Here is an 11,414-nt window from a genome sequence, read left to right on the forward strand (position 1 = left end):
CACAGGAGGGCACCTGCTGTCGCGAGGAACCGCCGGTCAGTGATTCCCGGCCAGCACTTCGCGCTTGCCGACATGGTTGGCCGGGCTGACCACGCCCTCCTGCTCCATCCGGTCGATCAGGCGGGCGGCGCGGTTATAGCCGATCTGCAGGTGGCGCTGGATGAAGCTGGTCGACGCCTTGCGCTCGCGCGCCACCAGCGCCACCGCCTGGTCGTACAGGTCGTCGCCCGAGCCGCCCTCGCCGTCCAGCGCCAGCGCGTCGAAGCCGCCGCCATCGTCCTGGTCCTCCAGCACCGAGTCGTTGTAGGCCGGCTCGCCCTGGGCCTTGAGGTGGCGCACCGTCTCCTCGACCTCGCCGTCGGAGACGAAGGGCCCGTGCACGCGGGTGATGCGGCCGCCGCCGGCCATGTACAGCATGTCGCCCTGGCCCAGCAGCTGCTCGGCCCCGCCCTCGCCGAGGATGGTGCGGCTGTCGATCTTGGAGGTGACCTGGAAGCTGATCCGGGTCGGGAAGTTGGCCTTGATCGTGCCGGTGATGACGTCGACCGAGGGGCGCTGCGTCGCCATGATCAGGTGGATGCCGGCGGCGCGCGCCATCTGCGCCAAGCGCTGGATCAGCGCCTCGATGTCCTTGCCCGCCACCAGCATCAGGTCGGCCATCTCGTCGACGATGATGACGATGTAGGGCAGCTCGGTCAGGTCGATCGGCTGGTCCTCGAAGATCGGCTTGCCGGTGTCCGGGTCGAATCCGGTCTGCACCCGGCGGGTCAGCACCTCGCCCTTGGCCTTGGCCTCGCGCAGCCGCTGGTTGTAGCCCTCGATGTTGCGGACGCCGACCTTGGACATGGACCGGTAGCGGTCCTCCATCTCGCGCACCGCCCATTTCAGGGCGACCACCGACTTCTTCGGGTCGGTGACGACCGGCGCCAGCAGATGCGGGATGCCCTCGTAGATCGACAGTTCCAGCATCTTCGGGTCGACCATGATGAAGCGCACCTTGTCCGGCGGCAGCCGGAACAGGAGCGATAGGATCATGGTGTTGATGGCGACCGACTTGCCCGAGCCGGTGGTGCCGGCCACCAGCAGGTGGGGCATGCGGGCCAGATCGGCGATGATCGGGCCGCCGCCGATGTCCTTGCCCAGCACCAGGCCGAGCTTGGAGCCGGCCTTGTCCATCTGGTCGGAGCCGAGCAGCTCGCGCAGCAGCACCATCTCGCGCTTCTGGTTCGGCAGCTCGATGCCGATGACGTTGCGGCCGGGCACCACGGCGACGCGCACCGACACCGCGCTCATCGACCGGGCGATGTCGTCGGCCAGGCCGATGACGCGGCTGGACTTGGTGCCGGGCGCCGGCTCCAGCTCGTACAGGGTCACGACGGGGCCGGGATTGACCTTCACGATCGAGCCGCGGACGCCGAAATCGCTCAGCACCTGCTCCAGCGCCGCGGCGTTCTGCTCCAGCACCCGCGGGTCGGCCACGACCGGGCGCTTGGTCGGGTCCGGCAGGGTCAAGAGGTCGAGCGGCGGCAGCTCATAGGTGTCGGGCGGCGCCAGCTCGAAGCTGGTCTGGCGCGGCGGCGGCGTCGCCGGGCGGCGCACCGGCTCGATCGCAGCGGGGGCGACACGCTGCGGCGAGGGCATCGGGGCGGCGGGCCGGCGCGGCGGCTCCTCGACCGGGCGCAGCGAGGGCAGGTCGATCAGGTCGTCGTCCTCCTCCTCGGGCAGGTCCTCGGGTTCGGTGCGGCCGCCGCCGATGATGATCGGCGGGCGCGCCGGCGCGCGCTCCTCCTCGTCCCCGGCCTCCGGATCGGCGATCCGCGGCCCGGGCGGGTTGGCCCGGGCGAAGCGCGGCCGCGCCGCCGGGCCGGCCCCGGGCATGGCGAAGGCCGCCGGCGCCTCGGGCGCGGGCTCGCGCCGCATCATGCTGGAGGCGACGGTGCCGGCGCCGTGCAGCGTGCGCAGGCCCAGCCATTGCAGCACCCGGCCGATCGCGCGCAGCAGGGATCCCGTGATCGACGCGCCGGCACGGGCGCCGGCGCCGGTCACGGACCCGACGCGGTGCCATTCGGTCGAGGACAGGCCGAGCGCGACCAGCACCAGCAGCAGGCCGACGGCGCCGGTGGCGATCGCCAGCCAGAAGGTGGCGACCGGCCCGGCGGACATGATGACGGTGTCGGAGATCCGCTTCAGGATCATCGACCCGACGGCGCCGCCCAGCGAGCCGCGCTCGGCCCAGCCCTCGATCGCCGGCAGCGGCGACAGGCCGGCGGCCAGGAACAGCACGCCGAACAACAGGCTGGTGATGCGCCACCACACCCGGTCCAGCGGCTGGTGCCGCATCAGCCGCCAGGCCCAGAACAGCGGCAGCACGGCCAGCAGGAAGGCGCCGATGCCCAGCGTCTGGATCAAGAGGTCGGCGACATGCGCGCCGGGCCGGCCCAGCAGGTTGGCGGCGGGCCCGGCCTTGGCGGTGTTCCAGGACGGGTCGGTCGGGGCGTAGCTGACCAGCGCGACCAGCAGGCCGCAGCCGAACACGGCGATGCCGAGGCCGCTCAGCTCGCGCACCCGGTTGCGCAGGAACTCCTGCACCACCGGGGGCAGGAAGCGCTTGCCCGGGGCGGCGCGCCCGGAGCTGCGCGTCACCGCGGTTCGACGGGATGAGGTTCCGGCCATCGTCATTCTGCCGCCTCGGCTCGGGACAGGATCTCGCCGACCCGGGTCAGGGCGCGCCCGACCGTCTCGGCGTCATGGACCACGGCGACGCGCAGCCAGCGCCGGCCGATCTCCGGCCGGTCCAGGCGCGTGATGTAGCCGCCGGGCAGGGTGCGGATCGCGGCCTCGGCCCACAGCCGGCGCGCGGCGGCCTCGCCGTCGCCGACATCGAGCCACAGGAAGAAGCCGCCCTGCGGCCGGCGGAAGCCGAAGCGGCCGCCCAGCGCCGCCTCGGCGGCATCGAACTTGGCCCGGTACAGCGCCCGGTTCTCGACGACATGCGCGTCATCGGCCCACAGCGCGGCGGAGGCGGCCTGGATCGGCAGCGGCATGCCGGCGGCGGAATGGCTGCGCAGCCGCAGGAAGGCGGCGACCAGCGCCGGGTCGCCGGCGACGAAGCCCGAGCGCAGCCCGGCCGCGTTCGACCGCTTCGACAGCGAATGGAACACCAGCAGGTTGTCCAGCGACCCGCCATCCCGTCCGGCCGCGACCTCCAGCACGCCCGTCGGCGGATCGCGGTCGTAGATCTCGGCGTAGCATTCGTCGGCCGCCAGGATGAAGCCATGCGTCCGGGCCAGGCCGATGGCGCGGTCGAGATAGTCCGGGCTGGCGACGGCGCCCTGCGGATTGGTCGGGTTGCACAGATACAGCAGCTTCAGCCGCGCCAGCAGCGGCGCGTCGGCCTCCAGCGCGTCGAGGTCGGGCAGGAAGCCGGTGGCCGGCCCGGCCGGCAGGAACACCGGCTCGGCCCCGGCCATCACCGCGGCGCCCTCATAGGGGGCGTAGAACGGGTCGGGCAGCGCCACCGCCGGCACCTGGTTGGCGCCGGGGCGGTGATCGACCGCCAGCTCCGCCACCAGGAACAGCGCCTCGCGGGTGCCGGACAGCGGCAGGATATGGGCCGGGTCGGCCAGGCCATCGGGCAAATGGAATCGGCGCTGCAGCCAGCCGGCGCAGGCCTCGCGGAAGGCGGGGGTGCCCGCCACCGGCGGATAGCGGTTCCAGCTGCCGGCATTGGCGGCCAGGATCTCGGCCAGGAAGGCCGGCGGCTGGTGCTGCGGCTCGCCGACCGACATGGCCAGAGGCGCCACCCCCTCCGGCGGCGTCACCCCGGACAACAGCGCCGCCAGCCGCGCGAACGGATAGTCCGCCAGCCGTTTCAATGCCTCGTTGAGTCGGCCGCCCCGCATGCTCTTCTGCAACACCCTCTGCCGCGTCGGGCCGGCTGCCGCCGGCCTCATCCCTCGCTTCCGGCGGCCGGTGCCGCCGCGAAACAGCTCTTAGATTCCAATCACTTTATCCCGTCTTCTGACCTCTCCTGTCAAATCCGGCGTGGCCGGGCGGCCGGTCCGGCGCGCTTTTCCGGCCACGGTGTGGCCGGCCCGGCACGGTCGGAGAACACCCGGACGAATCACGAACGAATCAGGATCGGCACGCGACGTGAAATTGCCGGGGTCAAAGCCCGAACGGGATCGACAGCGACATCATGCTGCCGGCGCCGCCGGACGAGCCCCAGCTGCCGCCGGCGGCGACTCCGACGCCCCGCCGCTCGGAGCACCCCGCGGCCAGGACCAGGAGGCATAGGAGAAGAATCCGGACCATGCTGGAATCCTACCACGAAATGGCGGCCGGACACGCGGTCATGTGACACGCCGCCACTGGACAGCGCGGCAGCGCGCTCCGATGCTGCGCGCCATGAACGACAGCACCTCTTTGCGCACCCAGGTCGCGGTGGTCGGCGGCGGCCTCGCCGGGGCGACCATGGCAGCGGCCCTCGGCCAGGCCGGCATCGACACCGTCATCCTGGACCAGGAGCCGGCGGCGACCCGCACCCTGCCGGAATTCGACGGCCGCACCACCGCGCTGTCCTACGGCTCGCGCCGGATCGTCGCCTCGGCCGGGCTGTGGGATGCGGTGGCGGGCCAGGCCGAGCCGATCCTCGACATCCGCATCGCCGACGGCCGCGCCCCGGTGTTCCTGCATTTCGACCATCAGGAGATGGCCGGCGAGTCGGACAGCGCCCCGTTCGGCCACATCGTCGAGAACCGGCTGCTGCGGCTGGCGCAGTTCGAGCGGCTGGACGCCCTGCCGGCGGTGCGCCACATCGCCCCGGCCAAGGTGGTGGCGGTCGAGACCGGCACCGGCCATGCCGCCGTGACTCTGGCCGACGGCCGGGTGGTACGGGCGGATCTGGTGATCGGCGCTGACGGCCGCGGCTCCTTCACCCGCCAGCAGCTGGGCATCCCGGCGCGCAGCTTCGCCTATCGGCAGAAGGCGGTGGTCTGCGTCATGGCGCATGCCCAGCCGCATGAGGGCGTGGCGGTCGAGCATTTCCTGCCGGCCGGCCCCTTCGCCGTGCTGCCGATGACCGACGACGCCGAGGGCAACCACCGCTCCTCGATCGTCTGGACCGAGCATCCGGACACCGCCGACGACCTGGTGCACCGCCCGGCCGCCGCCTTCGACGCGGCGCTGCAGGCCACGGTGGGCGACTGGCTGGGGCCGGTGCGGACCCTGGGCAAGCGCTTCACCTATCCGCTCGGCGTCGTCCATGCCCGGCGCTACGGCGCCCGGCGGGCGGCGTTGATCGGCGAGGCGGCGCACGGCATCCATCCGATTGCCGGCCAGGGCCTCAACCTCGGCCTGCGCGACATCGCGGTGCTGACCGAGCTCTTGGTCGAGCGCAGCCGGCTGGGCCTCGATCTCGGCGACCCGGCGCTGCTGCAGCGCTACGAGCGGCTGCGGCGGCCGGACAATGTCGCCATGATCCTGGCAACCGACGGGCTGAACCGGCTGTTCTCGACCGATCTGGCCCCGGTGCAGCTGGCCCGCGACATCGGCCTCGCCGCCGTCGGCCGCCTGCCGCCGGTGAAGCGCTTCTTCATGCGCCAGGCGATGGGGCTGGGAAGCCGGGCGCGGTGACGACATGATCGCGCCGCATGCGTGATCCGGGGGCCGGAGATCCGATCACGAGAGATCTTTGAACTCGGCTTCCGCCAACGCACGGAGTTCCGCCTCCTGGGTCGGATACGCCGCGGCCGGCAGGTCCTGGAGCGTCAGTCGCAGGCTCGCCATGTGCAGTATGCGTTCCTGCCTGGGGGTGAGGTTTTCGAGATCGAAGAGCGACGCGATCCTGTCGCGCAACCGCCTGTCGCGTTCGGTGGAGTCCCAGCCGCTGTATCGAAGCCACTCCTCTTTGGGTTCCATTCCGGTCCATCCTCTGGCGTGGGCTGTCGGTTCCGCAGGCGTATGCGCCGATGATGGCCGCAGGTTGGATTCTCACAGGCAAACCCAGCCTACGGCGGACTGAGAGGATAGCCCTCCAGGATCTCATAGACCGCGCCCTCGCGGCCGACATGGCTCTGGTACAGGTGGAAGGCGTCGACCGGGAAGGGCTCGGCGCGGAACGGGCCGTGCTCCAGCAGCCAGCGCTCGACCCGCTCGGCCGGCGCCTGGCGCAGCCGGGCCAGGGTGACGTGCGGGGCATAGCTGCGGTCGTCCGGCGGCTGGCCGGCGGCGACCAGGGCCCGGTCGATCTTGGCGTGCAGGAAGTGCAGCGCCGGCTCCGCCGCCACCCCGGCCCACAGGGTCGAGGCGGCGCGCTTCGTGCCGAACCGGCCGACACCGTCCAGCGCCAGGCTGAAGCCGGGCGCGGCGATGGCGTGCAGCGCCTGGTCGATCTCTTCCGCCTCCAGCGCGTCGACCTCGCCGATGAAGCGCAGGGTCAGGTGGAAATCGGCCGGGTTGGTCCAGCGCGCCCCGGGCACGCCGCCCTGCAGCAGCGACAGGCGGGGCCGCAGCGCGGCGGGGATGGCGATGGCGACGAAGAGGCGGAGCATGGCGATCCTCGGCTCAACCGAGGGCAAAGCCGGCGCGGTAGTGGGCCGGGCTGGTGGCGAGGCGGCGGCGGAAATGGTGGCGCAGCGTGTCGGCTGAGCCGAAGCCGCATTCGGTGGCGATGCGCTCGACCGGCAGGGCCGTGGTCTCCAAGAGCTCGCGGGCCAGGGCCAGGCGCTCACTCACCAGCCATTCGGCCGGGGTGGTGCCGGTGGCCTCGCGGAAGCGGCGCAGGAAGGTGCGCAGGCTCATCCCCGCCTCGCCGGCCAGCCGCTCCAGCGGCAGGTCCTCGGCCAAGTGGCGCCGGGCCCAGTCGAACAGCGCGGCCAGGCGCGGCCGCTCCTCGATCTGCACCGGCCGGTCGACATATTGCGCCTGGCCGCCCTCGCGATGCGGCGGCACCACCAGGCGCCGCGCCACCTGGTTGGCGATCCGCGCCCCCCAGTCGCGCCGGACGATGTGCAGGCACAGGTCGAGCCCGGCGGCGCTGCCGGCCGAGGTCAGCACCTGGCCCTCGTCGACATACAGCACGTCCGGCACGATCCGGATGTCGGGATACTGCGCGGCCAGGGCCTCGACGTAGCGCCAATGGGTGGTGGCGCGGCGGCCGGCCAGCACGCCGGCGGCGGCCAGCACGAAGACGCCGGAGCAGATCGAGACCAGCCGGGCGCCCCGCTCATGGGCCCGGCGCAGCGCGGCCAGCAGGGGCTCGGGCGGGGTCTCGCGGATGCCGCGCCAGCCGGGCACGACGATGGTGCCGGCCTGCTCCAGCGCCTCCAGCCCGGCCTCGGCCTGGACCTGGACGCCGCCGATCGCGCGCAGCGGCCCGGGCTCGGCGGCGCAGACGGTGAAGCAGTACCAGTCGGCGAATTCCGGCCGCGGCAGGCCGAACACCTCGACCGCGACGCCGAACTCGAAGGTGCACAGCCCGTCATAGGCGAGGACGGCGACGCTGCGGTTCGGGGTCGGGCGGGACGGGGGAACGGACATGGAATGTCTGTAGTCAGGATCTTGACGGCTGGATCAACGCGTCACGAAAAGCCCATAATCGATCGCGGACCGGTACGACCGTTCACTGAAACCCGGGTGGTTTCGTTGGAACTCCGCCATGATGTCAGCACACGGTTCCCTGGCAAACCGAAGACTGTGCATTTGATCGGCCGGCTCGTAGGCCGCTGCGATCAAAGCCGACGCCTCTTTCAGACAGCGAGTCAACGCCTCTGGCGTTTCGTCTGGATAGATCTGCTGCAGGACGTCTTCGATGCGCCGGCTTTTCGGCAACCAGCAGTATCTGCCCCTGATCGAGAGCTCAACAGCGGCATCGACGGCTGAACAAGGCAGGATTCTCCTCAGAACACTGTTGAGGTCATCTTCCCTCAACCGCTCCATTCTGTGCTCAAGATCCTCGGTATCGGCGGCAGGACACCGGACAGCAGCGACCTTTCGGTGTCTGTTGAATAACAGAAGAAGCTGGGACCAAAAGCCCATGGCCGTGCGGATCCCAGGCCTGCCGACGCTCCGATCAATGGTCTCCACATAGAGGCCGGTTGGCAAGCTCCACGATCGTAGCACCAGTAGTACGGCCGAATCATCGAGGATTAACGCCAGCCATGGCTTTATCCCTTCGCCCTCACCCTCCATCCCCTTTTCTCGGGAATGGAGGGTGAGAAATCGATCCTCAGATGTGGATCGGCCGGCCGTCCACCGCCAGCGCCGCTTCCTTGACCACCTCGTTCAGGGTCGGGTGGGCGTGGCAGGTGCGGGCGATGTCCTCGGCCGAGGCGCCGAACTCCATCGCCAGCACGCATTCGGCGATGATGGTGCCGGCCTCGGCGCCGATGATGTGCACGCCCAGCACCCGGTCGGTCTTGGCGTCGGCCAGGATCTTGACGAAGCCGTCGGTCGCGTTCATGGCGCGGGCCCGGCCATTGGCCAGGAACGGGAACTTGCCGGCCTTGTAGGCGACGCCGGCCTGCTTCAGCTCCTCCTCGCTGCGGCCGACCGAGGCCACCTCGGGCCAAGTGTAGACCACGCTCGGGATGGCGTCGTAGTTCACATGGCCGGCCTGGCCTGCCAGGATCTCGGCCACGGCGACGCCCTCGTCTTCGGCCTTGTGCGCCAACATCGCGCCGGCGATCACGTCGCCGATGGCGTAGATGCCCTCGACATTGGTGCGGAAGTGCTTGTCGGTCCTGACCCGGCCGCGCTCGTCCAGCTCCACCCCCGCGGCGTCCAGGCCGAGGCCCTCGACATAGGGCCGGCGGCCGATCGACAGCAGCACGACATCGGCCTCGATGGTCTCGGCGTCGCCGCCCTTGGCCGGCTCCACGGTGAGGGTGACGCCGGTGTCGGTCTTCTGCGCGCCGGTGACCTTCGAGCTCAGCTTGAACGTCATGCCCTGCTTGGCCAGGATGCGCTGCATCTGCTTCGACACCTCGCCGTCATTGGTCGGCAGGATGCGGTCGAGGAACTCCACCACCGTGACCTTGGCGCCGAGGCGGGACCAGACCGAGCCGAGCTCGAGCCCGATGACGCCGCCGCCGATCACCACCAGGTGCTTCGGCACCTCCGGCAGCGACAGCGCGCCGGTCGAGGTGACGATGCGAGTCTCGTCGACCTCGACGCCCTTCAGCGGGGTCGAGTCGGAGCCGGTGGCGATGACGAAGTTCTTGGCGGCGTAGGTCTTGCCCTCGACCTCGATCCGGTCCTTGGCGGTGAAGCGGGCGTGGCCCTTCAGCCGGTCGATCTTGTTCTTCTTGAACAGGAAGTCGATGCCGTCGGTGTTGGCCTTCACCACCTTGTCCTTGTGGCCCATCATGCCGGGCAGGTCGAGCTCGACCCCCGCGACCTTGATGCCGAAGGCGGCCAGGGCATGCCCGGCCTCCTCGAACTTCTCGGACGCGTGCAGCAGCGCCTTGGACGGGATGCAGCCGATGTTCAGGCAGGTGCCGCCCAGCGTCGGCATCTTCTCGACGCAGGCGGTCTTGAGCCCGAGCTGCGCGGCCCGGATGGCGGCGACATAGCCGCCGGGGCCGGAGCCGATCACGATCAGGTCATAGGTGGCTGCGGGTTCGGTCATCGCTCGCACTCAGCTTGCCGGAAGGTGGCCGCAAACTGCATGAGCCGGGGCGGCGCCGCAACTGCGTCGAGCGGGCAGCTGCCATCGTCCGGCCGGCCGCGTCCCCGGTCCGGTTCACTCCGGCCGGCCGAGATGGGCGTCGAGGGCGGCGGTCAACGCCTGGATCTGGCGGTTGAGGGCGTCGAGCTGCGGCAGCGTCAGGCCGGACCGCCCCAGCAGCGCCTCGCCCAGGCACTGGCTGCGGGCGAACAGCGCGCGGCCCGCCTCGGTCAGCCGGACCTGGACCTCGCGCTCATTGTCGGGACTGCGCCGCCGCTGCACCAGCCCGGCCGCCTCCATCCGCTTCACCAGGGGCGTGATCGTGCTCGAATCAAGGGCAAGGCGGGCGGCGATGATGCCGATCGTCCGGCCGTCCTCCTCGCCCAGCACGTTGAGCACGAGGTATTGCGGATAGGTGATGCCCATCTCGTCCAGCATCGGCTTGTAGGTCCGGTTGATGGACATGGCGGTGCGGTACAGCGTGAAGCAGATCTGCTCGTCCAGCGCTAGCGGGCGGTCCTTCGGCAGGGGCATGCGGCGCCCTCCTGTTCCTGATGCGCGGTCATATTTATCACGAAAAATAATATCGCGATAAAGATTTTGCTGGACGCAGCCACAGCGATCGGCTATCCCATTATTTATCGCGATAACAATTATCGTGATGTCACCTATTCGTTGTAGTGATACCAACGGAGCCGCAGATGGTTCACAGCGAGCACGGGACGGACGGAATTTCGCGCCGGCTCGTTCTGGCGGCGGGGGTTGGACTCGCCGCCGCGGCGGCCCTGCCGCATCCTTCCCTGGCGCAGACCGGCGCCGCACCTTCACGCCCATCATCGGGAGACAGCACCATGAGCAGCGCACTGTTCACCACCAAGGACGGCACCAGCATCTTCTACAAGGATTGGGGCCCGCGCGACGCCCAGCCCCTCGTCTTCCACCATGGTTGGCCGCTCAGCGCCGACGACTGGGACGCCCAGATGCTGTATTTCCTGGGCCAGGGCTACCGCGTCATCGCCCATGACCGGCGCGGCCACGGCCGGTCGAGCCAGACCGACACCGGCAACGAGATGGACACCTACGCCTCCGACATGGCGCAGCTGGCGGCGCATCTCGACCTGAAGGGCGCCGTCCATATCGGCCATTCGACCGGCGGCGGCGAGGTGGCGCGCTATGTCGCCAGGCACGGCGGCAACGGCCGGGTGGCCAAGGCGGTGCTGATCGGCGCCGTGCCGCCGGTGATGGTGAAGTCGGAGAAGAACCCCGGCGGCCTGCCGCTCGAGGTGTTCGACGGCTTCCGCCAGGCGCTCGCGGCCAATCGGGCGCAGTTCTACCGCGACGTGCCGGAGGGGCCGTTCTACGGCTTCAACCGTCCGGGCGCGAAGGTCTCTCCCGGCGTGATCGACAATTGGTGGCGCCAGGGCATGATCGGCGGCGCCAAGGCCCATTACGACTGCATCAAGGCGTTCTCGGAGACCGATTTCACCGAGGACCTGAAGGCGATCGCGGTGCCGACGCTGGTGATGCATGGCGACGACGACCAGATCGTGCCGATCGCCGATTCGGCGCTGCTTTCGGTCAAGCTGCTGAAGCAGGGCACACTGAAGGTCTACAAGGGGTTCCCGCACGGCATGTGCACGACCCATGCCGAGGTGATCAACCCGGACCTGCTGGCCTTCATCAAGGGCTGAGAATCGACTCGGGGGGGGGGGGGGGGGCCCCCCCCCCCCCCCGGGGGGGGGGGGCC

General features: G+C 70.4%; 11 protein-coding genes. 2 read left to right on the plus strand and 9 right to left on the minus strand.

What is annotated here, in order from left to right; translation table 11 throughout:
* Window positions 1–36 precede the first annotated feature (36 nt).
* From AAHM41_RS35615 to AAHM41_RS35625, 3 genes are all read right to left on the minus strand, one after another.
* A complete protein-coding gene (locus AAHM41_RS35615; protein WP_342241378.1) occupies window positions 37–2,673 on the minus strand; it encodes a DNA translocase FtsK in 2,637 nt (878 codons plus the stop codon).
* A 2-nt stretch (window positions 2,674–2,675) separates the two neighbouring features.
* Window positions 2,676–3,902: an aminotransferase class I/II-fold pyridoxal phosphate-dependent enzyme gene (locus AAHM41_RS35620; RefSeq protein ID WP_342241379.1), complete on the minus strand. Its 1,227-nt coding sequence runs from the start codon at window positions 3,900–3,902 to the stop codon at window positions 2,676–2,678.
* A 265-nt stretch (window positions 3,903–4,167) separates the two neighbouring features.
* Complete coding sequence (locus AAHM41_RS35625) at window positions 4,168–4,314, minus strand: hypothetical protein (RefSeq protein WP_342241380.1); 147 nt, start codon at window positions 4,312–4,314, stop codon at window positions 4,168–4,170.
* Window positions 4,315–4,407: 93 nt separating this feature from the next.
* Between AAHM41_RS35625 and AAHM41_RS35630 the strand changes: the two genes are divergently transcribed.
* On the plus strand, window positions 4,408–5,634 hold the full coding sequence (locus tag AAHM41_RS35630; RefSeq protein WP_342241381.1) for a UbiH/UbiF/VisC/COQ6 family ubiquinone biosynthesis hydroxylase: 1,227 nt from the start codon (window positions 4,408–4,410) through the stop codon (window positions 5,632–5,634).
* Window positions 5,635–5,679: 45 nt separating this feature from the next.
* Here the strand turns inward: AAHM41_RS35630 and AAHM41_RS35635 are convergent, their stop codons facing one another.
* The 6 genes from AAHM41_RS35635 to AAHM41_RS35660 all read right to left on the minus strand — a co-directional run bounded on the left by AAHM41_RS35635 (window position 5,680) and on the right by AAHM41_RS35660 (window position 10,201).
* Window positions 5,680–5,919, minus strand: coding sequence for a hypothetical protein (locus AAHM41_RS35635; RefSeq protein WP_342241382.1), 240 nt, complete (start codon window positions 5,917–5,919; stop codon window positions 5,680–5,682).
* Between the two features lie 89 nt (window positions 5,920–6,008).
* Entirely contained in the window at window positions 6,009–6,551 is a 543-nt protein-coding gene (gene thpR, locus AAHM41_RS35640; protein WP_342241383.1) for an RNA 2',3'-cyclic phosphodiesterase, read from the minus strand.
* 13 nt (window positions 6,552–6,564) lie between these two features.
* A complete protein-coding gene (gene ftrA, locus AAHM41_RS35645; RefSeq protein ID WP_342241384.1) occupies window positions 6,565–7,539 on the minus strand; it encodes a transcriptional regulator FtrA in 975 nt (324 codons plus the stop codon).
* Between the two features lie 33 nt (window positions 7,540–7,572).
* Complete coding sequence (locus AAHM41_RS35650; RefSeq protein ID WP_342241385.1) at window positions 7,573–8,190, minus strand: hypothetical protein; 618 nt, start codon at window positions 8,188–8,190, stop codon at window positions 7,573–7,575.
* Between the two features lie 37 nt (window positions 8,191–8,227).
* On the minus strand, window positions 8,228–9,628 hold the full coding sequence (lpdA, locus tag AAHM41_RS35655; protein ID WP_342241386.1) for a dihydrolipoyl dehydrogenase: 1,401 nt from the start codon (window positions 9,626–9,628) through the stop codon (window positions 8,228–8,230).
* A 114-nt stretch (window positions 9,629–9,742) separates the two neighbouring features.
* On the minus strand, window positions 9,743–10,201 hold the full coding sequence (locus tag AAHM41_RS35660) for a MarR family winged helix-turn-helix transcriptional regulator (protein WP_342241387.1): 459 nt from the start codon (window positions 10,199–10,201) through the stop codon (window positions 9,743–9,745).
* A 317-nt stretch (window positions 10,202–10,518) separates the two neighbouring features.
* Here AAHM41_RS35660 and AAHM41_RS35665 point away from each other — a divergent pair, with 317 nt between their 5' ends.
* Window positions 10,519–11,358, plus strand: a complete 840-nt coding sequence (locus AAHM41_RS35665; protein ID WP_342241388.1) for an alpha/beta fold hydrolase — start codon at window positions 10,519–10,521, stop codon at window positions 11,356–11,358.
* Window positions 11,359–11,414 lie beyond the last annotated feature (56 nt).

The organism is Inquilinus sp. OTU3971, from assembly GCF_038440215.1.

What these genes read in the sequence shown, in the direction of transcription:
- lpdA (WP_342241386.1), bottom strand. Translation starts at nt 9,628, where the DNA reads ATGACCGAACCCGCAGCCACCTATGACCTGATCGTGATCGGCTCCGGC.
- AAHM41_RS35615 (WP_342241378.1), bottom strand. Translation starts at nt 2,673, where the DNA reads ATGGCCGGAACCTCATCCCGTCGAACCGCGGTGACGCGCAGCTCCGGG.
- AAHM41_RS35660 (WP_342241387.1), bottom strand. Translation starts at nt 10,201, where the DNA reads ATGCCCCTGCCGAAGGACCGCCCGCTAGCGCTGGACGAGCAGATCTGC.
- thpR (WP_342241383.1), bottom strand. Translation starts at nt 6,551, where the DNA reads ATGCTCCGCCTCTTCGTCGCCATCGCCATCCCCGCCGCGCTGCGGCCC.
- AAHM41_RS35625 (WP_342241380.1), bottom strand. Translation starts at nt 4,314, where the DNA reads ATGGTCCGGATTCTTCTCCTATGCCTCCTGGTCCTGGCCGCGGGGTGC.
- AAHM41_RS35635 (WP_342241382.1), bottom strand. Translation starts at nt 5,919, where the DNA reads ATGGAACCCAAAGAGGAGTGGCTTCGATACAGCGGCTGGGACTCCACC.
- AAHM41_RS35665 (WP_342241388.1), top strand. Translation starts at nt 10,519, where the DNA reads ATGAGCAGCGCACTGTTCACCACCAAGGACGGCACCAGCATCTTCTAC.
- AAHM41_RS35650 (WP_342241385.1), bottom strand. Translation starts at nt 8,190, where the DNA reads ATGGAGGGTGAGGGCGAAGGGATAAAGCCATGGCTGGCGTTAATCCTC.
- ftrA (WP_342241384.1), bottom strand. Translation starts at nt 7,539, where the DNA reads ATGTCCGTTCCCCCGTCCCGCCCGACCCCGAACCGCAGCGTCGCCGTC.
- AAHM41_RS35630 (WP_342241381.1), top strand. Translation starts at nt 4,408, where the DNA reads ATGAACGACAGCACCTCTTTGCGCACCCAGGTCGCGGTGGTCGGCGGC.
- AAHM41_RS35620 (WP_342241379.1), bottom strand. Translation starts at nt 3,902, where the DNA reads ATGCGGGGCGGCCGACTCAACGAGGCATTGAAACGGCTGGCGGACTAT.